The sequence below is a fragment of the Niveispirillum sp. GW835-FHT14G11 genome (assembly GCF_058793615.1).
Map to the genome: position 1 here is coordinate 142327 of NZ_JBXAFZ010000011.1, position 21896 is coordinate 164222.

The 21896-nt window shown below is 64.9% G+C and carries 14 protein-coding genes; 6 read left to right on the forward strand and 8 right to left on the reverse strand.

Going from position 1 to position 21896, the window contains the following annotated elements:
• The first annotated feature begins 189 nt into the window (after window positions 1–189).
• Window positions 190–1647 (forward strand): AMP-binding protein, encoded by a 1458-nt coding sequence (locus AC1Q7F_RS20500; protein ID WP_492510316.1) that lies wholly within the window; start codon window positions 190–192, stop codon window positions 1645–1647.
• Between the two features lie 47 nt (window positions 1648–1694).
• Here AC1Q7F_RS20500 and AC1Q7F_RS20505 read toward each other — a convergent pair whose 3' ends face one another.
• On the reverse strand, window positions 1695–2318 hold the full coding sequence (locus AC1Q7F_RS20505; RefSeq protein ID WP_492510318.1) for a TetR/AcrR family transcriptional regulator: 624 nt from the start codon (window positions 2316–2318) through the stop codon (window positions 1695–1697).
• A gap of 269 nt (window positions 2319–2587) precedes the next feature.
• Here AC1Q7F_RS20505 and AC1Q7F_RS20510 point away from each other — a divergent pair, with 269 nt between their 5' ends.
• The 3 genes from AC1Q7F_RS20510 (at window position 2588) to AC1Q7F_RS20520 (ending at window position 8243) form a co-directional block, all read left to right on the forward strand.
• Window positions 2588–5209: a TonB-dependent receptor plug domain-containing protein gene (locus tag AC1Q7F_RS20510; RefSeq protein WP_492510320.1), complete on the forward strand. Its 2622-nt coding sequence runs from the start codon at window positions 2588–2590 to the stop codon at window positions 5207–5209.
• Window positions 5210–5307: 98 nt separating this feature from the next.
• Window positions 5308–6609: a spinster family MFS transporter gene (locus AC1Q7F_RS20515; RefSeq protein ID WP_492510322.1), complete on the forward strand. Its 1302-nt coding sequence runs from the start codon at window positions 5308–5310 to the stop codon at window positions 6607–6609.
• The gene (locus AC1Q7F_RS20520) at window positions 6609–8243 is read left to right on the forward strand and encodes a carboxylesterase/lipase family protein (RefSeq protein ID WP_492510324.1); all 1635 of its coding nucleotides are present in this window, start codon (window positions 6609–6611) and stop codon (window positions 8241–8243) included. Before AC1Q7F_RS20515 ends, AC1Q7F_RS20520 begins: the two co-directional genes overlap by 1 nt.
• A gap of 52 nt (window positions 8244–8295) precedes the next feature.
• Here AC1Q7F_RS20520 and AC1Q7F_RS20525 read toward each other — a convergent pair whose 3' ends face one another.
• The 7 genes from AC1Q7F_RS20525 to AC1Q7F_RS20555 form a co-directional block, all read right to left on the reverse strand.
• On the reverse strand, window positions 8296–9600 hold the full coding sequence (locus tag AC1Q7F_RS20525) for an MFS transporter (RefSeq protein WP_492510326.1): 1305 nt from the start codon (window positions 9598–9600) through the stop codon (window positions 8296–8298).
• Window positions 9601–9614: 14 nt separating this feature from the next.
• A complete protein-coding gene (locus tag AC1Q7F_RS20530) occupies window positions 9615–10790 on the reverse strand; it encodes a DUF3089 domain-containing protein (RefSeq protein WP_492510328.1) in 1176 nt (391 codons plus the stop codon).
• 46 nt (window positions 10791–10836) lie between these two features.
• Window positions 10837–12138, reverse strand: coding sequence for a glycoside hydrolase family 1 protein (locus tag AC1Q7F_RS20535; RefSeq protein WP_492510330.1), 1302 nt, complete (start codon window positions 12136–12138; stop codon window positions 10837–10839).
• Window positions 12139–12179: 41 nt separating this feature from the next.
• Window positions 12180–13781 (reverse strand): AMP-binding protein, encoded by a 1602-nt coding sequence (locus tag AC1Q7F_RS20540; protein WP_492510332.1) that lies wholly within the window; start codon window positions 13779–13781, stop codon window positions 12180–12182.
• A 26-nt stretch (window positions 13782–13807) separates the two neighbouring features.
• A complete protein-coding gene (locus AC1Q7F_RS20545) occupies window positions 13808–14515 on the reverse strand; it encodes a TetR/AcrR family transcriptional regulator (RefSeq protein ID WP_492510334.1) in 708 nt (235 codons plus the stop codon).
• A gap of 72 nt (window positions 14516–14587) precedes the next feature.
• Window positions 14588–16207, reverse strand: a complete 1620-nt coding sequence (locus tag AC1Q7F_RS20550; protein WP_492510336.1) for a carboxylesterase/lipase family protein — start codon at window positions 16205–16207, stop codon at window positions 14588–14590.
• Window positions 16208–16221: 14 nt separating this feature from the next.
• Window positions 16222–18471 carry a TonB-dependent receptor gene (locus AC1Q7F_RS20555; RefSeq protein ID WP_492510338.1) on the reverse strand — a complete coding sequence of 750 codons (2250 nt, stop codon included), beginning with the start codon at window positions 18469–18471 and terminating at the stop codon, window positions 16222–16224.
• Between the two features lie 252 nt (window positions 18472–18723).
• On the opposite strand from AC1Q7F_RS20555, the gene AC1Q7F_RS20560 reads away from it, so the two are divergent.
• Both AC1Q7F_RS20560 and AC1Q7F_RS20565 read left to right on the forward strand, forming a co-directional pair.
• Complete coding sequence (locus AC1Q7F_RS20560) at window positions 18724–20526, forward strand: acyl-CoA dehydrogenase (RefSeq protein ID WP_492510340.1); 1803 nt, start codon at window positions 18724–18726, stop codon at window positions 20524–20526.
• Window positions 20527–20605: 79 nt separating this feature from the next.
• On the forward strand, window positions 20606–21850 hold the full coding sequence (locus tag AC1Q7F_RS20565) for a TetR/AcrR family transcriptional regulator (protein WP_492510342.1): 1245 nt from the start codon (window positions 20606–20608) through the stop codon (window positions 21848–21850).
• Window positions 21851–21896 lie beyond the last annotated feature (46 nt).

Here is a 21896-nt window from a genome sequence, read left to right on the forward strand (position 1 = left end):
TCCGGCTCCTTTTGCTGCCATGCGCACACGCCCTGTCCCGCGGGGTGTGCCTGCCCGCGCTGACGATTTCGCTTTTCATTCATTTATCACTAAGTTAATGAAATGATATTCGATGTCCGCAGGCCCATTGGCACCAACCAACTGAAAAGACGGCGCCGCGGGGAGGGTTTCCAGTCAGGAGTTGTCGTTATGTCGAACGATGGTGTCGCATTCTCTTCCATTCTTATCCACCACGCGCGCCGATCCCCCTCCCGGGCGGCGCTGATCCTGGACGATCGTTCGGTATCCTTCGCAGAGTTGGATGCACGCGCCAACCGCCGTGCGCGGATGCTGGCGGTGCAAGGGGTTGGTCATGGCGATTTCGTCACGGTGGCGCTTCCCAATGGTATGGCCTTCTATGAGAGTGTCTTTGCCATCTGGAAACTGGGTGCCATCCCGAACATCGTCGCCGCCAAGCTGCCGCGCCCGGAAATGGAAGCGATCCTGGACATTGTCCGCCCCCGGATCTTTATTGGCAACCCGCCCGGCCCCGGCATCAAGGCATTGGCCGCCGATGCGGGGAACCCGGACGAATATTCCGCCGATCCGCTGCCCGAAGCCGTCTCACCGCATTGGAAGGCGATGACCAGCGGCGGTTCCACGGGACGGCCGAAGGTGATCGTGGATGCTATGCCGGCCAGATGGAACCCGCAGGAGGGGTTCCTGGGCCAGCATCCGGGTGATGTGATGCTCAATCCCGGACCCCTTTATCACAATGCGCCGTTCCATTGCATCTTCATGGGCCTGTGCGTCGGCAACAGCATCGTCGAGATGGGCAAGTTCGATGCGCTGCGGGCTCTCCAACTGATCGAAGCCCATCAGGTGAACTGGGTGACGCTGGTGCCGACGATGATGCATCGCATCTGGCATCTGGGTCCCGACATCCTGTCGCGTTTCACCCTGCCCAGCCTGCGGATGATGCTGCATATGGCGGCCCCTTGCGCCCCCTGGCTGAAACTGGCCTGGATCGACTGGTTGGGGAGCGAGCGGGTGCATGAATATTACGGGACGACGGAGGCCATCGGATCGACCATGATCTCCGGCACAGACTGGCTGGCCCATCGCGGATCGGTCGGCCGGGTGCGCGAGGGGTATGAACTGGCGATCCTGGATGCCGAAGGGCGGCCACGCCCCACCGGCGAAGTCGGGGAGGTCTATTTTCGTCCCCGGGGTGGTGCCGGCTCCACATACCATTACCTGGGCAGCACGGCCAAGCGCATGGGCGAATGGGAGGCGACCGGCGATCTGGGCAGCGTGGACGCGGAGGGCTATCTCTATCTTTCCGATCGCCGCAATGACCTGATCATCTCCGGAGGGGCGAACATCTATCCGGCGGAGGTGGAGGCGGCGATCGATGCGCATCCTGCCGTCCGCACCAGTGCGGTGATCGGGCTCCCTGATGAGGAATGGGGGGCGCGTGTCCATGCTATCGTCCAGCCGCTGGCGGGGATGGACCTGGACGAAGGGGAAATCCTGGCTTTCGTCGCCGAACGGCTGGCCCGTTACAAGCTGCCAAAAAGCGTGGAATTCACCAGCGAACCCCTGAGGGACGAAGCGGGAAAGGTGCGCCGCGCCGCGCTTCGCGATGCGCGCCTGGGGCCAGGATGAGGGACAGGCCGTCCCAACCCGGTGGATTGGTGCGGCTTTCCTTTCGGCTATTGCCCCCGGCGTTTGTAAAGCGCCTCGAAGCCGCCTGCCATGAAGGTCACGAACCTTTCACGGGCGGCTTCGTAATCATCGGATGAACACAGATTGTCGGACAGCCGGTCGATGCGGCCCGTACGCGACAGGATCAGCGTGTAGGCGCCCGAGGTGAACTGGAAGCACCAGTACAGATCATCCAGCGGCGCCCCTGGCAGGGCCTTCTTCAGGATGCCGACAAGCCGGCGCACCGGCGGGTCGAAATAGGTGTCCATCTTCTCCGCGCCATAGCCGGGCGCATTGTTGACCTGGGCGAAGATGCGGCCGAAATTGCGCCAGCCTTCCCCCCCGTTGATATAGATGTCGAACGCACCGTCATAGAAGGCGCGTAAGGCACCCTCCACGGTCGGATGATCCCCCGCGGCCGCCTCATAGGCGTCCAGCGCCGCCGACCGGGTGGTGACGGCATATTGAACGCGGCGCTCCCAGACGGCGTCGAACAGCGCCTGTTTGCCATCGAAATAATAGTGAATCAGCGCGGGATGGATGCCCATCTTGTCCGCGACGTCCTTGATCGTCACCCCGAAATAGCCGAGCTGCGAGAACAGGTCCTCGCTCGTATCCAGGATCAGTTTCAAGGTCGCCGCCCGCTGTTCCGCGCGCGTGCGGCGCCCCACTGGTTTCGGCTCTGTTGCCATAACCTCCGGCCTTTCTGACGGGACGCGTCCGGAGAAGACACGACCACCCGATCTTTCAGGTGAGACGATGGAGGCGGGGACCATGTCCGGTCAAGCGATGACGCTTTTCCTCAGAAGTTTTATTTATCACTAAATGAATGAACTTGACGAGCCGCCCCGGTCGGGATATCGCTTGGCAAAAGCCACAATCAAATAAGGGAGGATATTGAATGTCAGGAGCCTGGAATGCCGCGAGACATGTCGCGCTGTCCGGATCGTCGCTGGTTGCCCTCATGCTGCTGGCGGCGGGCCCCGGATTGGCGCAGGCGCCGGATGCGGCGGCATCCGACATCATTCTTGAGGAAATCATCGTTACCGGATCGAGAATCCGGGGTGTTCCGCCGACCGGTTCCAACCTGATCAGCGTATCGCGCGACGATATCAAGGCGGTCGGCGCGCCGACGACGCCGGACCTGCTGGCCAGCGTGCCACAATTGAACAGTTTCAACACCGCCCCGCGCGCCAGCAGCGCCGGATTCGGTCCATTCGCGCCTGGCCTTCGCGCGCTGCCATCCAGTGCGACGCTGGTGTTGATGAATGGCCGCCGCCTGGTCGGCGCCGCCGCCAACGACACCAATCCCGACTATCCGCATCTGCCGGGCCTGGCGATCGAGCGGGTGGAGGTCGTTGCCGACGGCGCCTCGTCGGTCTATGGCTCCGACGCCATCGCCGGTGTGGTGAACTTTGTCACCCGACAGCACTTCTCCGGTGCGGAGGTGGATGTCCGCCATGGCGTGGGCGACGGCTATCACTCCACCTATGCCAGCACCCTGGTCGGCGAAGATTGGGGCAGTGGGTCGATCCTGGCCGCCTATCAATATACCCAGAACGACAATATCACCGGTGCCGATCGCGATTACCGGGTTCTGGATTTCCGCCCCTATGGCGGCGTCGATACCAGGCTGACCAACTGCCCGTCGCCCAATGTGCTGATCCCGCAGACCGGTGCCGTCACCTATGCCGCCCCCGGCTTTGCGCCCAACACGACGAACTATTGCGACAATGGCGCCTCGGTGGATCTGTATCCCCGCACCCGCATGCATAGCGGTTTCCTGTCAGGCCGGCAGGAACTGGGCGAGCATGTCACCCTGTGGGGCGACGTGCTCTATTCGGACCGCAAGGACAAGATCCAGGCGGCACCGGCAATCCAGGCGCTGACCATCCGCAATACCAACCCGTTCTTCGTGGCTCCCCCTGGCACCAATGCCACGCAGGAGACGGTGCTGTTCCGCACCGACAATCTCTATGGCGCCGACCATGTCGTGAATACCGACCGTGCGAAGGTCGGCAATTCGTCGCTGGGCCTCGACGTGTCGCTGCCCGGCGACCTGAACCTCAGCGCCTATGGTACGTTCGGCTGGACGACCAACAGTGCTTTCATCCCCGACGTCAATCCCTATGCCCTGGCCGCCGCTGCAGCCGGGACAACGACGGCGACGGCGCTCGACCCGTTCGGCACGCGTACCGCACCATCAGTGGCAGCCGCCATCACCGATTATTCGACCAGCGTCACCGTCAAGCAGCGCACGTCGCTGGGTGCCGTCAAGATCGACGGGCCGCTGTTCGACCTGCCCGGCGGTGAACTGAAATTCGCAGCCGGTGCCGAATATCGGCACGAGTCATTCGAACAGGCGGGCTTCGTCGGATTCTTCCCCGTGCCGGAGGATTTGGGCCGCAACATTTATTCCGTGTTCGGTGAGATCTTCGCGCCCATCGTCGGCGCCGATAACGAGGCGCCGCTGCTGCACCGCCTGTCGCTGTCCGTGTCCGGCCGATATGACCATTACAGCGATTTTGGATCGACCACCAATCCCAAGGTCGGCTTCAATTGGGACCCGGTGGCAGGTGTGACGGTACGCGGCACCTATGGCCGATCCTTCCGGGCACCGGGCATGCGCCAGGTCGGGGCCACGGTGGGGGCCTATTATCTGGATGCCGCGTCGGCGGCGGTGGCCGCCCGCGATCCGACGCGCGGCAATAATCAGGTCAACACCATCTATTTCCGGGGCGGTAATCGTGATTTGCAACCCGAAAAGGCCCGCACCTATTCGTTCGGCCTCGACTGGCTGCCCAGCTTCCTGCCAGAGGTACGGGCGAGCGCAACCTTCTACGATATCCGTTTCACCGACGCGATCGGCGTCCCGGCGGCGGCCCTGATGTTCTCCGACCCGACGCTGGCCTCGATCGTCTATCGCAATCCATCGGCATCGCAGCTTGCCAGCCTGTTGTCGGTGGCCACGCCGGTCAATCTGCCCACACCCCTGCCGTCGATTGGCAATGTGCTGGACCAGCGCCTGGGCAATTTCGGTATCCGTGAGACCAATGGCCTGGATTTCGACATCGGCTGGCGACGGACCACGGATTTCGGTGCGGTCTTTGCCGGTCTGGCCGGCAACTATATCCTGAAGTTCGATACGCAACTGACGCCAGGGGCACCTGTCTCCGACAGCCTGGACTTGGGTCTGCCCCGGACGACGGCCAGGGCGTCCCTGGGGGCGGTGGCCGGGCCGGTCAGCGTTGTCGGTTTCGTGAATTACCGGGCGGGCGTCAAAAGCACGTTCAGCACGCCCACGGGTCTGGGCATGTACAAGTCCGATCCCTATACGACGGTGGATCTGCGCGTCACCTGGACCCTGCCCGACAGCGGCATGACCTCCGACACGCAGCTTGCCTTGCAGGTCAACGACCTGTTCGACAAGAAACCACCCTTCTTCCCTGCGACGGACGGCATCGGCGGCAATTATAATCCCATCGGCCGCTTCGTGGCGCTCAACCTGCGCAAGGCCTTCTGATTATATGTCAGGCACCCGGCCGAAGCCGCCTTCCTGCCAAGGGTGGCGACTTCGGCCGCATCGCACAGGCCGTCCGCAACAATAATGAGCGTCAAACCATGACCAATGTCGCCAAATCCCCGCCACCGGACGCGCGCGCCTGGTACGTCTTGGGGGCTCTGTGCTTCGTCTATGTGCTGAACTTCCTGGACCGGCAGCTTCTGTCCATCCTGGCCAAGCCCATCCAGGATGATCTGGGTGTCACCGATGGGCAATTGGGCCTGATCAGCGGGCTCTATTTTGCCTTGTTCTATTGCACCATTTCCATCCCCGTGGCGTGGCTGGCCGACCGCACCAACCGGGTAAAGGTGCTGTCCATCGCCTGCGCCCTGTGGAGTGCGGCAACCGTGGCCTGCGGCCTGTCATCGACATATCCGCAACTGGTGCTGGCGCGCATGTCGGTGGGTGTGGGGGAGGCGGGTGGCGTGCCGCCATCCTATGCCATCATCACCGACTATTTCCCGCCGGGCCGGCGGGGGACGGCGCTGGGCCTGTTCAACCTGGGACCGCCACTGGGGCAGGCCCTGGGCGTGGCCTTTGGTGCTTCCATCGCCGCCGCCTATAGCTGGCGCAGCGCCTTCATCGTGCTGGGTGTGTTCGGCATTGGGGCGGCATTGGTCGTCTGGACCACGATCAGGGAGCCCAAGCGTGGCGGTCTGGACCTGTCGGCGCCCGGTACGCTGCCAGATCAGGCGCCGGCCAAGGCCGGATTCTGGGAAACGGTGTCCATGTTCTTCGGGCGGCGGGTGCTGCTGGTGCTGTCGCTGGCCGGTGGCGCGACGCAGTTCGTCACCTATGCGGTGATGAATTTCACCGTCCTGTTCCTGATGCGGGAAAAGGGGATGACCCTGCAGGAGGTGGCGCTTTACTACGCGCTGCTGATCGGCATCGGCATCTCCATCGGCATGTTCGTGTCGGGCCGCCTGATCGACCGGTTCAGCGCCAAGTCAAAGCAGGCCTACGCCCTGATCCCGGCTTTGGGGCTGGCGGGATCGGTTCCGTTCTTCATCGGTTTCGTCTGGGCGCCGGGATGGGAACTGGCGCTGTTGTTCCTGATCGGGCCGACCATCCTCAATTATTTCTTCCTGTCACCGGCCGTCACGCTGGTGCAGGAGGAGGTGAAACCGCAGCAGCGCGTGATGTCGGGGGCCCTGCTGCTGCTGGTCATGAACCTGATCGGGCTGGGCCTGGGGCCCACCTACCTGGGCGCGGCCAGCGATTATTTCCGGGCCGCCCATCCCGATAATTCCCTGCAACTCGCCTTCTACACGCTGACCCCCTTCTACTTCCTGGCCATCGCGCTTTACCTGCTGCTGGCCCGGTTGTTGAAGGCAGAGGCGGCCCGGACCGGAGGTCAATGATGCGTCTTCTCCGTCACCTTGGTGCCTGCGCCGCCGCCGCGCTGCTGTCCGTCGCGGCCATGGCCCAGGACAATCCCCGGGTCCAGGCTCCCGCTGGCACCCTGGAAGGTCGCACCATCGGCGACCGGACCGTCTTCAACGGCATCCCCTATGCCCGACCACCGGTCGGCCCCTTGCGCTGGAAGGCGCCGGAGCCGCTGCCACCCTGGCAGGGCGTGCGTGATGCCGGGTCGCCGGGCCTCGCCTGTGTACAGCCCACCGTGACCGTCGTCAGCGTCTATACCAATCCGCCCCCCGCCTCGGGCGAGGATTGTCTGACCCTGAACATCTCGGTGCCCAAGGGGGCGAAGAAGGCGCCGGTCCTGATCTGGATCCATGGTGGCACCCTGCTGAATGGTCGCGGCTTCGGTGCGATGTATGACGGGTCCGCCATGGCGGCGCGCGGGGTGATGGTTGTTTCCATCAATTACCGGCTGGGCGTGCTGGGCTATATGGCGCATCCGGGCCTAAGTGCCGAGAATCCGGACGGGATTTCCGGCAATTACGGGTTGTTGGACCAGATCGCGTCTCTGCGCTGGGTCCGTGACAATATCGCCTCCTTCGGTGGCGACCCCGACAATGTCACCATTTCCGGGGAGTCTGCCGGGGCGCTGTCGGTCATGTATCTGATGACCTCTCCGCTGGCCAAGGGCCTGTTCGCCAAGGCCATCGTGCAGAGCGGTTACATGATTTCCGGTCCCGAACTGAAAAAGCCCAACCATGGGGAGTTCGCGGCGGAAGCCATCGGTGCCTATATGATGGCCCAGGCTGGTGCCAACGATGTGGCAGCGATGCGCGCCGCGGATGCGCAGGCCCTGGTGGATGTGGCTGCCAAGCTGAATTATTTTCCGCTGGGCACCGTGGATGGCAAGGTCCTGACGGGGCAACTGGTCGATGTGTTCGATCGGGGCGAACAGGCGCCGGTTCCCGTGCTGGCCGGGTTCAATGGCGGGGAAATCCGCAGCCTGCGTCACCTGCTGCCGCCCAAGCCGGCCGATGCCAAGGCCTATGAGAAGGCCATCGCCGAGAAATATGGCGACCTGACGGATCTGTTCCTGCGGCTCTACCCCTCCGACAATCTGGAGGAGAGCATGCTGGCGGTCACACGGGACGCGCTGTACAGCTGGACGGCGGAACGGCTGGTGCGCAGCCAGACGGCCTTGGGGCAGGGTGGGTATTATTATCTGTTCGACCATGCCTATCCGGCCACGCAGGAGAAGGGGCAGAACGCCTTCCACGCGGCGGAAATTCCCTATGTTTTCGGCACCATGGACCGCACGCCATCCTATTGGCCCAAGGCGCCGGACAATCCGGTCGAACGGGCCCTGTCCGCCGCCATGACCGATTATTGGGCCAGCTTCGCCAGCACCGGCAAGCCGGTGGCGAAGGGGCAGCCCGACTGGCCCGAATATGGCAAGGACGAAGGCTATATGGCCTTCATCGATGCGCCGCAGCCGGGGCAGCGCCTGCTGCCAGGCATGTTCACCCTGCACGAAACCGCCATGTGCCGGCGCCGGGCTGCCGGAACGATGCAGTGGAACTGGAACACCGGCCTGGTCTCCCCCGCGCTGCCGGCCAAGGGCAAGGATTGCTGATCACATCGTCGCTCTCGAATTTCAGGAACAATCTGCGCGCCCCATGCCCGCATCATGCCGCACCTCCCGCCGGACGGCGCCGCGCCCGGCGGCCCAGCGCCACGATGCTGAAGAAGGACACCGCACACATGGCGCAGAGATAGAGGGAGATGGACAGGGTCGACTGGTAATGGGCGTAGAGTGCGGTGGCGATGATCGGTGCGAAGCCACCGCCCACCACGGATCCGACCTGATAGCCCAGCGAAGCGCCGGAATAACGCACATCGACGGGGAACAATTCCGCGAACAACGCCGCCTGCGGCCCGTACATCATGCTGATGAACAGCATCTCCACCGCGATGGCCAGGATGATCAGGGGGGTGGAGGCAGTTTCCACCAGCGGGAACATGGCGAAGGCCCACAGCCCGCTCAACACCGCGCCGATCATGAAGATGCCGCGCCGCCCGTACCGGTCCGACAGGCCGCCGAAGATGATCAGCACCGGCAGCATTATGCCGCTGGCCAGCATGACGGCCATCAGCATGGTTTCCTGCGCGATGCCCAGGGTCGCGGTGCCATAGGCGACGATGTAGGTGATGGCCATGTAGAAGCAGGTATTGTTGGCGACAAACGCCCCACCGGCCAGCAGCACATCCGGCATATGGTCGCGCAGCACCTTGGTCAGCGGCAATTCCCTGGGCTTGTCCGGTGTGGCCGGCACCGCCTTGTCGAACTCCTCCGGCTCCTCCAGGTGCCGCTGTACATAGGTGCCGATCAGGACCAGCACGATAGACAGCAGGAAGGGTACGCGCCATCCCCAGGACTGGAATGCCTCTGGCGATACCGCCTCGCTGACCAGCAGGAAGATGGTATTGGCCAGGACCAGCCCGACCGGCACCCCGATCTGCACGAAGCTGCCATAATAGCCGCGCCGGTTGGCGGGTGCGCTTTCGATGGCCATCAATGCGGCCCCGCCCCATTGCCCGCCGACCGCCAGCCCCTGGGCAAAGCGCAGCAGCACCAGGGCCAGCGGCGCGAACACCCCCGCCTGGGCATAGTTCGGCAAAAGGCCGATGGCGGTGGTGGCGATGCCCATGATCAGCAGGGCAATGGACAGCGCCCGCCGGCGCCCGAACATGTCGCCCAGATGCCCGAACAGGATGCCGCCCAGCGGCCGCACGATGAAACCGACGGCAAAGGTGCTGAAGGCCGCGATCTGCGCCACCAATGGCGGCATGTCGGCCGGGAAGAACTGGCCCGGGAAGACCAGGGCAGCGGCCGTGCCATAGATGAAGAAATCATACCATTCGATGGAGGCGGCGGCCCCGGCGGTTGCCGCGACCTTGGTGGTGGACCGGGATTGTGCTGTTGCTGTCATGGTCTGTGCCTCCTTCAGCGCTTGATGGCGGTAAAGGCGGCACCCTGCCGGCCCACGATATCGACCAGGTCGCCGATGCCGATATGCATGTCGATGCGGTGAAGGCCCCAATCGGCGAAGGTGCGGCCCTTCACCACCACATCACCCGGCACATCCTGCGTGCGTCCATCATCCTTGCCCGCCGCCACATGCACGGCCAGATAGCTGATATTGCCCTGCGTAACACAGCGCGCGCTCAGCAGGCCCGGCGTGGTGACGAAGGGCGTATCGATGCGTTTGCCATCGCGGGTCCAGGCAAAGCCGTCGCGCGCCCACGGGCCCATATCGGTCTGGAAATAGCTGCGCAACGGCCCCGACCCGCCGCCCAGGTCGGCGGGGTTGGTGCAAAGTCCGTGGGCATTGGGGAAGGATAGCATGCTGGTCGGCTCCACCCCCTTTCCGAACAGCCCGTTCTCCGATGGCGGGACAGTGTCGCGGAAGGAGACATAGGAGATGACGCAGCCCGTCTGGTTCGCCGCCCGGCAGGCGGGGATATGTTTCAGCGAGCCGCCGACATCCGCCCCGTTGGGCACGACAACATTGGTGCCCGGCAGGATGGCGGAGACGAGCTGCTTCTGCACCGGCTTGCCATCGATCTCCGCCTTGATCAGGGCCAGCAGGACCGCGGCCCCCTGGCTGTGTCCGATCAGGACGACGCCCCGGCCCTGATTGTCATACGCCAGATAGTGGCGCCAGGCCGCCAGCACGTCGTTATAGGCCATGTCACGGTCGGCCGCGGGGCCGGTGCCGCCATTCATGCGGGCATGCAGGGAGGTCAGTGTTGCTTGCCGGTACAAGGGCGCGAAGGTCCGGCACGCGGCCCCGAACCGCGCGAACTGCACCTTCGCCACGAATGTCTCTTCAGGGCCCGCGTTCAGATCGCTATTGCCGCCGGGATCGGTCGACACGGTGGGATAGACATAAAAACAGTCGATGGCCGGGTCGGCGGCCCGCGTGAACGGTTCCCGCACCATGCCGCCATCGGCCTGGATGATGGTGGCGGTCAGGTCACCGGCGCAGGCATCGTTGCGGCCGGGACGGCACAGCCAACTGGCATCGTCCGCGTAATCGGCCGGCGGCGTCTCTGCCTGCGCCGGGGTCAGGCCCAGCGACAGGACAGCCCCCAGCAGCAGCCGTTTCAGTCCACGCATTGCATCCTCCCAGATCATGTCGTTGGTGCCCCGGTGACAGGGTCGTTCAGGTGCCCTTGACGATGCCGGCGAAATGGCGGGCGCTGGGCTTGGGTGTCCGCGCAAAAGTCTCTCGGTCCACGGACACCAGACCGAAATGCTGGCCGTATCCCTGCGTCCATTCAAAATTGTCCAGCAGCGACCAGTAGATATAGCTGCGCACGTCGATACCCTCACGCAGGCATCGCTCCACCTCGGCCACGCAGTCATTCAGCCAGGCGATGCGGCGGGTGTCATCGTCGGTGGCGATGCCGCTTTCGGTGACATAGATGGGCTTGGCTGTTTTTGCGGCGGCCAGACGGATCACCGAACCCAGCGCCTTGGGGTAATATTCATAGCCCGCTGCCGTCATCTCCGCGCCCGCCGGGGCCGCCATCGGTCCCTTGGCATCGACGCGGATGCGGGTATAGGCCTGGACGCCGACAAAATCGCTCTGGTTCACCGCGTCCCACCAGCCGCCATAGAGCGTGGTTTCCACCTGCGCGGCCAGACTGACCTCGCCTACTGCCTCCACCGCTTGGGTGGTCAGGGTGACGCCGACGGGGAAATCACCCGATCCCGCCTTGATCGCCTGATAGGCCTTGGCATGGGCGGCCAGAAGGTTGGGTTCGATCCGGTCGGGTTCGGCAAACAGGATGGAGGAGAAGTTCTGCGACCCCGTGGCCCGCCCCGCCGCCGCGATCATCGCGGCGCGTTTGGCGCGGTGTTCCGGCGTGGCCGCCATGCGGAACACCTTCACCAGCAGATGGATATTGGCTTCGTTGAAGGGTGACGCCATGCCGATCTGGTCACCCAGCGCGCGGGTCGCGCGGTCGCAGAAGCGGGCGAACAGGTCCGAACTGTCCGCCATCTCCCACCCGCCCCGGCTGGCGAACCAGACCGGTACGGTAAAATGGTTGTAGGTGACGATGGGCAGCAGCCCATGCTTACGGCACGACGCCAGCACCCGGATATAATGGTCCAGCGCCGCCTGATCGAACCGGCCTTCCTCCGGCTCGATCCGCGCCCATTCGATGCCGAACCGGTAACAGTTCAGGCCAAGATCGCGGGCAATGGCGAAATCCTGGGCATAGCGATTATAGCTGTCGCAGGCGCTGCCCGACGGTTCCTTGTAGACCGTCTCCGGCAGATGCTCGAGCAGCCAGCTATCGGAATTGGTATTGTTGCCCTCGCTCTGATGGGCGGAGATGGCCGATCCCCAGAGAAAGCCCCTGGGCATCGCCCGGCCGGGAGCGGCCAGCGCGGGGGAGGGGCCGAGTGTCGCGGCCAGGGCCATTCCCGCCAGCATCTGGCGGCGTGTCGTCTTCATCCGTTCCTCCCTGGTTTGTTTCTTATTGGGAAACAAAATAGTCAGCCGTAGTCGGCGCGCAGGCGTGCCTTGTCGATCTTGCCCGTGGCGGCGAGCGGCATGGTATCGACGCGCACCACGGCATCGGGCAGCCACCAGGACGGCACGCGTGGCCGCAGAGCATCCAGCAAGGCCTCGTCCGCGATGTCCGCCCCCTGGCGCGGTTCGATCACCAGCACCGGGCGTTCGCCCCATTTGGCATCGGCGCGGCCGACAACGGCGACCTGCGCCACCTGCGGCAGGGTGCCGATCACGGACTCGATCTCGCCGGGATTGATCCACTCGCCCCCTGATTTGATCAGGTCCTTGGCGCGGCCCGTGATGGTGATGTTGCCATCCGCATCGATGCGGGCCAGATCGCCCGTGTCGAACCAGCCATTTTCATCGACGGCCAGTTGTTCCTGGCCGAAATAGCGCTGGACCACGGCGGCACCGCGCACGCGCAGTCGGCCCTCCGGTCCGCGCTGCTCCGGCAGGGCCACGCCATCGCTATCTGTCAGCAGCAGATCCACGCCCATGGCCGGCCGGCCGGATTGCGAGGCGTGGCGCACCGTTGCCCCTGGTGGCGCCGCCGTGCCCAGCGGCGACAGTTCGGTCATGCCCCAGCTTGTCTGGATCACGATGCCCAGCCGCCGTTCCAGCCGTTCCATCAGGGCCTGCGGCATGGCGGCACCGCCGACCATGACGCGGCGCAGGGTCGGCACCTCCCCGCCCGTACGGTCCAGATAATCGGCCAGCCCCAGCCAGACGGTGGCCACCCCGGCCGCCACCGTCACCCCTTCCCGGTTGATCAGGTGGGCCAGGCTGGCCCCGTCCTGATGCCGGCCGGGCAGGACCAGCTTGGCCCCCGCCGCCGGCCCGGAAAAGGGAAAACCCCAGCCATTGGCATGGAACATGGGCACGGCGACCAGGACGCAGTCGCGCCATGTCAGCCCGCAGGCATCGGCCTGAAGCTGATGCACCGTATGCAGATAGTTGGAGCGGTGCGTATAGGTGACGCCCTTGGGCGCGCCCGTGGTGCCGGAGGTGAAGCACAGGCCGGCGGGCGCCTGCTCATCCACCCCGCCCCACCCGACATCCCGGCCCAGCCTGGCCAGAAGATCGCCATAGGCCCAGACCTTCACGCGGCCGCCATCGGGCCATGCCCCCCCGGCCCCCGGCTCGTCCAGCACGATCACATGCGCCAAACCGGGGCAAAGCTCGACCAGCATGCGGGCCAGTTCCGTCAGGTCGGGGCTGACGGCCAGCACACGGTTGCCGGCCTGCCGGATCATGCCGGCCAGATGGGTGGGCGACAGGCGGGGGTTCAGCGTGTGGCAGACGATGCCCACCCCCACGGCCCCGTACCAGCATTCCATATGCGCCTGACTGTTCCAGGCCAGCAGGCCCAGATTGTCACCGGCGCCCAGGCCCAGCGCCTGGAACGCTCCGGAAAGGTGCCGGGCGCGGTCGCGCAACGCCGCATAGCCGATCCGGGTGGTGACCCCGCCGCCACCGGCCGTCACGACCTCCGTGGCGCCATGCCACCGGGCCGCATGCTCGATGAAACGGTCCAGCGTCAGCGCATAGGGCTGCATGGCGCCGGCTTGTAAGGGGGTGGTCATCTTGTGGCACTGCTCCCGCAGGGTCGCTAGGGGGATGTCTGTCGTTTCCGGGCGGCCTCTTCCCGGCAGATGGCCTCGAAACCGGCGGCCATGAATTTCGCCATGTGCCGCCGGATGGAGACAAAATCATCAGAGGAGCAAAGGCCGTGGGACAGTTCGTCCAGACGGCCCGTGCGGGCCATGTTGTGCGTCATGGCGCCCGACACGAAATGGTAGCCCCAGAAGATCGTTTCCTCGTCACAATCGGGCATGGCCTTTTTCAGCAGGTCGATCAGGGCCAAGACGACCGGGTTGAAATATTTGGTCATCTTTTCCGCACCCCAGCCGGCAGCACTGTTGGCCTGGGCCGCGATCTTGCCGAAGGCCCGCCACTGGTCCGTCTCCTCGATCTGCACATTCAGGTCGGCGTCGATCCAGGAGGCCAGGGCGCCTTCCACCGTGATCCTGTCGCCGGCCTCCTCGGCATAGCGACGCATGGATTCCAGGCGGTTGCGGGCGGAGATCGGGGCCTTGCGGGCCCATACCGCCTCACAGATGCTGTCCTTGCCGCTGAAATGGTAATGGATCAGGGTTGAACTGACGCCGACCTTGGCCGCCACATCTTTCAAGGTGAAGCCGTGATAGCCGAATTCGGCGAAAAGCTGCTCGGCCGCATCCAGGATGCGTTCGATGGACGCTTCCCGGACACGGGCCTTGTGGTTCTTGCCACGGGCAGGTTGTTCAACGTCGCTCATGATACTCCACACTTCCGACCGGGGGGCTCCTGCCGGGCGGCGTGCGTGCCGCCCGGCTCTTTCCCAGTACGGTTAAAAGGCCGCGAACCCGATGTCGAGCCGCCAGGCACGCCCCTGCCGCCGCCGGCTTTCAACCAGCGCATCGGCATGGGCGAAGGGACCGGCCAGAAGCCCGCGCCCCACCGCCGGACGCTCTGCGATGTCCAGGTAACCAGCTTCCCCGGCCGCATAGCGGGGCCAGGCGGCCTCACCGTCGGCGCGGGGGGCGCCGTCACGGACGAAGGACAGCCAATAGCCCATCATGGCAGCCGACAGTTTTGCCTCATCCTCGCTCAGCGGCGGTTTGGGCCAGTTCGGGCCCAGGGCCGCGTCCGGCCCCACCTGCCCGAACAGGTAGGGCAGTTCACTGGCATGGAAGGCGGCCAGGTTGCGGTCCCGCTGTGCCGGTGTGCTGTGCCGGAAATAATAGAGATAGGCCGGCTGCCCCGCCGCCGCCTGCTGGCGCACGACATTCTGCGCGGCCCAGCCGTAAAGACCGTCGCGGATGGATGCGGCCGCATCCTCCTTCGGGTCGTCGCCGGGATAAAGCGCCAGATAGGAAGCTGCCCCGCCCCCGAAGCGGGCGCGGATATCCGCCTCGTAAGCCGCCTTGGTGGCGGGCACGTTCTTCGGCATCAGGAAGGGCAGGGAGCGGATTTCCCCCTCGTTGAAGCCGGCCAGCACCGGCACTTTGGCCTGCTCACCCAGGGCAAAACTGTCGGCCAGTTGCCGCGTCAGCACGGCACCATCGATCACCGGCTCCGGCGCCCAGCCCGTGGCCAGCCCGGCCTTGAACAGGGTGACCAGATCGGCCTTGCGCAGTGACGCGGCATCGCTGACGCCCGCCATCTTGCCGAGTGCTGCCCCCATCGCTTCGGCCGAGGGCAGGCCCAATGTCTCCTCCCGCAGGGCGCGGTAGGAGGGCATATAGCCGCTCTGTGTAATGGAAGCGCGGAACAGGCCATGGGCCTGATTGCTGGCCATCAGGGCGATGACGGACAGGCCGCCCGCCGATTCACCGGCGATGGTGACCTTGGCCGGATCGCCGCCGAACGAGGCGATATTGTCGCGGACCCAGCGCAGTGCCGCGATCTGGTCCATCAAGCCGTAATTGCCCGACAATTTGTCTGGCGATTCAGCGCTGAGTGCCGGATGCGCCAGGAAACCCAGCAGCCCCAGCCGGTAATTGATGGAGACGAAGATCACGCCCTTCTGCGCGATCTTCGTGCCGTCATAAAGCGGTTCCGAACTGCTGCCGCCCACCAGGGCCCCGCCATGGATCCAGACCATGACGGGCAGGTCCTTGGCCTCCGCCGGCGCCCAGACGTTCAGGCTCAGGCAATCCTCCGCCATCGACGCCATGCCGCCATAATAGAGGCTGGTGGGCACCGGTGGGGGCTGCAGGCAGGACGGTCCGAAGCTTTTCGCCTCCCGCACCCCCTGCCAGGGCCGCGCCGGCACCGGCGGGCGCCAGCGCTGGTCGCCCGTCGGCGGCTCGGCATAGGGGATGCCCTTATAGGACACCACCCCGTCGCCGGACACGCCCTGCAGCACGCCATCGCCGATATGGACCTGCGGGTCGGCGCTGGCCAGGGCCGGCAGACCCGTGGCAAGCCCCGCGCAGAGGCTGGCGAGCGCCAGCCACCGGCGCATGCCGCGCAACGCCCTTACCATAGATTGTACCCCAGCCGGATGCCGACGGTCAGCGGCCTTGTCACGGCATAGCGGCTATAGACGAAGGCTTCGGGATGCACATAGGTGATGGCATTGCGGTCGGTCAGGTTCTCACCATACAGTGTGACGGTCAGGTCGTCGAAGGTGATGCCCGTCTGCAGGTTCAGCAAAGTATAGGCGTCGGTGCTGTCATAGGTCGGGCGCGGCACGGTCGGCTTGCCCGGCGTATTGGGGAACCCGACAGGGAAGGACCCGACATGCTGGATCTGGAAGCTGGTGAAGGCCGGCCGGTCGTCGAACAGCTTGTAGCTGTAGCTGCCGAAGAATGATCCCTGCAGATGCGGCGACGCCAGACGTGACCCGTCCACGGCACCGGAGACCGCCGCCTCCTGCGGCGTCAGCTTGGTCACCTTGGCATCGTTCAAGGCGGCGTTCAGACCCAGGGTCAGGCCGCGCACGGGCCGCAGGGTGACTTCCGCCTCCAGCCCCTTGCTGACCGCCTGGCGGATATTGGTGGCGAATTGCACCGAATCCGACACGCGGTTGGCCTGGACCTGCAGGTTCGACCAATCGATGTAATAGGCGGCGAGATTGGCGGTCAGCTTGCCGTCCAGCCAGGTGCCCTTGACGCCCGCCTCGTAATTGGTCAGATCGTCGGAGGTGGCGCCTCCGGGAATGATCAGATCGGTGGGGTTCACGGTGCTGACGCTGCCGGCGCGGACATTATAGACGGGCGTGCGGTACCCCGTGGACACGGTCGTATAGAGCGTCATGTTGCGCGACGGCTCATAGGACAGGCTGGCCTTCCAGGAAGATTTCTCCGTTGACGGATAATCGCGGGTCACCGGTACGGTGGGCACCAGCGCCAGCGGGCCGCGGATGCCGCCCAGCGCATAGGTGAAATAGGCCGAGTTGAAGCCCGAGACCACATCCACTGTCGTCTTGTACTTGCCGTAACGCAGGCCACCGATGGCCGACAGCTGGTCGGTGATGTGCCAGGTCAGTTCCCCGAACCCCGCCAGTTCATAGGACTCTGCATCCGTCACATTCGAATAGAAGGTGCCGTCCGGCATCAGGCCCGTGATGCCGCGCGCGGCCAGGAAGTCGGGCCGCGACGCCTGCCGCGCATCCAGGAACTGGTCGCGATGCAGATAATAGCCGCCGACCGTCCAGTCGAACCGCCCGCCGGTGGCGGAAACCAGCCGCGTCTCCTGCACCAGGGTCTTCCAGATGCCGGTATTGAACAGGTCATAGGGGATGGCAAGGTTGAAGGTGCCCGACAGATCGACGTCGAAATGCCCCTTCTGGTGGCCGTAGCTGGTCGAGCTGGTCAGGTGCGCCCAGTCGAAATCATAATCCAGCGTCGCGTTATATTGCTGGGTCTGTGAGGTATAGAGGTCCGGCATGGTGGTGTAGCGCTTGCGCTTGCCCAGCGACGGGGTGACCAGCGAAGCGTCTTCCGGCTGGCTGTCCTCATACAGCGCCATCAGCTTCAGGCTCAGCCGCTCGGTCGGCTGCCAGAGCAGCATGGCGCGGCCGCCGACGCTTTCCAGCGTGTTGGCGTGCTTCTTGCCGGTACCGGTATTCTCGACATAGCCATCCTCGTGCCGGTAGAAGCCGACGACGCGCAGGCCCAGCTTGTCCTCCACCAGCGGCACATTCACCATGCCGTTATAGCGTTGGCGCAGACCGTCAGAGGCCGGCGTATAGCCGCCATCCACCGACAGCGCCTTGTCGGTCTGGGTCAGGTCCGGGCTCTTGGTCAGGATACGCAGGGCACCCGACAGCGAACCCGACCCGAACAGCGTGCCCTGCGGCCCGCGCAGGAATTCCACCCGTTCCACATCGAACAAGGTCGGGTCCAGCGTCACCGAATTGCCGATGGTGGTCAGCGGAAGATCATTCAGATAGATGGTGGTGGTGCTTTGCAGCCCGGCATCATAGCCATTGACCGAAATGCCGCGCGTCGTGACGCTGAGATTGTTGCTGCTGCGGTTATCCAGCACGACGCCCGGCGTCTCCTTGGCGATGCCTTCGACGCCGACAATGCCCTTCTGGGTCAGTTCGGCCTGGGTGAAGGCCGTGATGGACAGGGGCACGTCCTGCAACCGCTCGGCCCGGCGGGTCGCCGTCACGACGATTTCTTCCAGCACGATGCCGTCATTGGACGGGGTTTGGGCAACGGCAGCGGACGCAGCCGCCAGCAGCGCCGTCGCCGACGCCGCGCAAGCTAGGTTTCTCAATTTTTCCTCCCTGTTTCGGCGGCGTCTTGGCGACGCTTTTGCGCGAATGGAGTGACGTTCGCATACGATCGGACGTCCGTCAATACTGACTGACACGGAAGTCAGTATTAATTTCCGGGCCGGATCGCGCCGTCAAAAAAATTGGTACGATCGATCAAAATACATTGACCTCCCCGACCGCTTGCCCTTAATCCATCCGCGATCCGTGCCGGCGCATGCGCCCGCCGCCGGAAGCTGACAGGAGTGGCCGCCATGTCCCTGATTGTTCACCGCCGGAACCTTGATTTCCTGCTCTATGAGACATTGGGTTTTGACGAGCTGCTGACGGCCCCCCGCTTTGCCGCCTATGACCGTGGCGCGATCGACGCGGTGCTGGGTGCCACCCAGGTCATTGCGGAACGGGAGTTGCTGCCCTGCGCCGCCGATCTTGATGCGCATGAGTCGCATTTCAGGGATGGCAGGGTGCAGGTCGATCCGCGGGTGAAGCGGGCACTGACGGCCTGCGCGGAGGCCGGTCTGTTCTGTGCCGGCTTTGCTCACGAACTGGGCGGGCTAGGGATGCCGGCCACGGTGACGATGTTGATCAACGGCATCCTGGCCGCTGCCAATATCGGCATTGCCAACTACCAGCTTCTGACCGTGGCCGCCGCCAACATGCTGGCGACTTTTGGTACGGATGAACAGAAATCCCTGTTCCTTCCGCCCATGCTGGACGGAAACTGGTTCGGCACCATGTGCCTGTCGGAACCCCAGGCCGGCTCCTCCCTGTCCGACATCCGCACCCGTGCGGAGCCGCTGGAAGGGCGCCTTCACCGGATCACGGGTACCAAGATGTGGATTTCCGGTGGCGATCACGACCTGACGGAAAACATCGTCCATATGGTGCTGGCGCGCCGTCCCGACGGGCCGCCGGGTGTGAAGGGCCTGTCGCTGTTCATCGTGCCCAAATACCGGGTCGCGGCCGATGGCACGCCGGGGGAATTCAACAATATCGCCCTGGCCGGGCTGAACCATAAGATGGGGCAGCGCGGAACGACCAACTGTCTGCTGAATTTCGGGGAAGGGGGCGATTGCCTCGGCTATCTGCTGGGCGAGGCGCATCAGGGCCTGGCCTGCATGTTCCATATGATGAACGAGGCGCGGATCGGCGTCGGTGCCAATTCCGTCATGTCGGCACAGGCGGGATATCTCTATTCCCTGGACTATGCCCGCAGCCGGCCGCAGGGGCGGTCGCTGCGCAACAAGGACGCCACCACGCCGCAGGTGCCGATCATCGCGCATGCGGACGTCCGCCGCATGCTGCTGGCCCAGAAGGCAGCGGTGGAGGGCGCGCTGGCCCTTTCCTGCTATTGCGCGATGCTGGTCGACCGGATGGCGACGGCCACGGACGAGGCGGAGCGGCGCGACCTGCATCTGTTGCTGGAATTGCTGACGCCCATGGCCAAATCCTGGCCCGCCGAACATTGCCTGGAAGCCAACAAGCTGGCCATCCAGGTGCTGGGTGGCTACGGCTATACGCGCGATTATCCGGTGGAACGCCATTACCGCGACAATCGCCTGAACGCCATCCATGAAGGCGCCTATGGCATCCAGGGGCTGGACCTGCTGGGCCGCAAGGTGCGGATGGAAGGCGGTTGGGCCATGGACCTGCTGGTGCTGGAGATCGGCCAGACGCAGGATGCCGCGGAAGCCGATGGAGACTTCACCGATGAGGTGGATGCGCTGCACGCCGCCCTGGCCGCGCTGGGCCGAGCCACGCGCGCCGTCATGGCCTGCACCGATACGGAACGCGGCTTGGCCAACGCTACGCTCTATCTCGATGCGTTCGGCCAGATCGTCATTGCCTGGCTTTGGCTGAAACAGGCCGTGGTTGCCAGCCGCGCCCTTCGGACAGGAGGCGGGGCGGTGGAGGCCGATTTCTACCGGGGCAAGATCACCGCCTGCCGTTATTTCTTCCGCTATGAACTGCCTCGGGCCTTGCCGCTGCTGGTGCTGGTGGAACGGCTGGACAGGATCTGCCTGGATGTCACCCCGGCCCAGTTCCTGGGGGGCTGAGCTGTCCGGCGGGGGGCTTGCTGCGCGAGGATGCGCAACGGTAGGCTTGGCGTCGCCAGAGACAGCGCCCGTGGGTATCATGAGTGAGCCAGCCGCATCCGGGCCGACCGAACGACGTCGCGGAGAAAAGCAGGAACGGTCCCAGCAGCGCCGGGCCCGGATGGTGGATGCCATCGTCACACTCATGGCCAGCCATGGCATCGCCGGCCTGACCCATCGCCTGGTGGCGGGTGAGGCTGGGGTTTCCCTGGCCGCCACCACCTATTATTTCGACAGCAAGGTTGACATGGTGGCCGCCGCCTCCAACCGGGTCCTGGACGGGTATATGGCGGCCTTCCGGCGGGCTGCGATATCCGGGCGCAACGGGTCGGTTCGCGACTATGTCGTCCGGCTGTTGATCAACGCCGTCGGGCGCCACCGGGCGGGGGCCACCTGCTGGGCGGAGATCATGCTGGACGCGCCGCGTCACGCGGAAAGCCTGACTCTGGCCCGGGAATGGTTCGCCGGTCTGGCGGTGATCTGGCAGGATATCGCCCAGGCGACAGGATGCCCCGACCCGCAGGCGACGGCCAGTTCCGCCATTGATGCCATGATCGGCCTGCTTTTGGCGGTGCTGGCCCTGGGGCTGACCGAGGCGCAGGTCGCCGCCGTGCTGCTGCACGGAGCGCAGCCGCTGGAGGTATGGATGCCGCCCGTCCCCGCGGGCGTCATCCCGCCCCGTAAACCCGGACGCAAATCTGCCGGAACGCGGGACAGGATTATCGCCGCCGCCATCGACATCCTGACGGCGGAAGGCACTGCCGCCGTCAGCTACAGGAATGTGGCCGCCCGGGCGGGACTGGCACCGGCGGGCCCGGCCTATCATTTCCCCACCGTGGACAGCCTGCTTGCCGCCGCCCAGGCGCAATTGTTCGAGGAGTCAAAGCAGCGCTATCGCCTGGCCGCCGCGATGGATAGCGGCCCGCATGATCTGGAGCGGTTGATCGACCGCACTGCCGTCGTTTTCCTGCGGGAAGTAACGGCTTTCGCCGACCAGAACCTGGCGAATTTCACCGTCTGGCTGGAGGCGGCCCGGCGGCCGGAATTGCGCCCGATGGTCTGGAACAGCATCGCCGATCAGATACGGGCCTGGCGCCATGTGCTCGACAATAGGGGGGCCACGGTTCGGCCGCTGGATGCGCTGCTGCCGCAATGCCTGTTCATCGGCAAGATGATCCGGTTGCTGGCCACCGGCTGCCCCCTGCAGGCGCTGGAGACCGCGCGCCGCGAATTCGCGGGCGACCTGACCTCCCTGGCGCGGGGGCGTTTCTGGCTTTCACCCTGATGGCGCGTGCGTGTCAGCCGGCACGCCGTGGGCAAAGTTTCACAAT

Bases quoted from the DNA above. Each gene is read 5' to 3' on its own strand.
- AC1Q7F_RS20520 (WP_492510324.1), top strand. From the start codon at position 6,609: ATGCGTCTTCTCCGTCACCTTGGTGCCTGCGCCGCCGCCGCGCTGCTG.
- AC1Q7F_RS20515 (WP_492510322.1), top strand. From the start codon at position 5,308: ATGACCAATGTCGCCAAATCCCCGCCACCGGACGCGCGCGCCTGGTAC.
- AC1Q7F_RS20500 (WP_492510316.1), top strand. From the start codon at position 190: ATGTCGAACGATGGTGTCGCATTCTCTTCCATTCTTATCCACCACGCG.
- AC1Q7F_RS20560 (WP_492510340.1), top strand. From the start codon at position 18,724: ATGTCCCTGATTGTTCACCGCCGGAACCTTGATTTCCTGCTCTATGAG.
- AC1Q7F_RS20510 (WP_492510320.1), top strand. From the start codon at position 2,588: ATGTCAGGAGCCTGGAATGCCGCGAGACATGTCGCGCTGTCCGGATCG.
- AC1Q7F_RS20540 (WP_492510332.1), bottom strand. From the start codon at position 13,781: ATGACCACCCCCTTACAAGCCGGCGCCATGCAGCCCTATGCGCTGACG.
- AC1Q7F_RS20535 (WP_492510330.1), bottom strand. From the start codon at position 12,138: ATGAAGACGACACGCCGCCAGATGCTGGCGGGAATGGCCCTGGCCGCG.
- AC1Q7F_RS20565 (WP_492510342.1), top strand. From the start codon at position 20,606: ATGAGTGAGCCAGCCGCATCCGGGCCGACCGAACGACGTCGCGGAGAA.
- AC1Q7F_RS20550 (WP_492510336.1), bottom strand. From the start codon at position 16,207: ATGCGCCGGTGGCTGGCGCTCGCCAGCCTCTGCGCGGGGCTTGCCACG.
- AC1Q7F_RS20545 (WP_492510334.1), bottom strand. From the start codon at position 14,515: ATGAGCGACGTTGAACAACCTGCCCGTGGCAAGAACCACAAGGCCCGT.
- AC1Q7F_RS20525 (WP_492510326.1), bottom strand. From the start codon at position 9,600: ATGACAGCAACAGCACAATCCCGGTCCACCACCAAGGTCGCGGCAACC.
- AC1Q7F_RS20530 (WP_492510328.1), bottom strand. From the start codon at position 10,790: ATGCGTGGACTGAAACGGCTGCTGCTGGGGGCTGTCCTGTCGCTGGGC.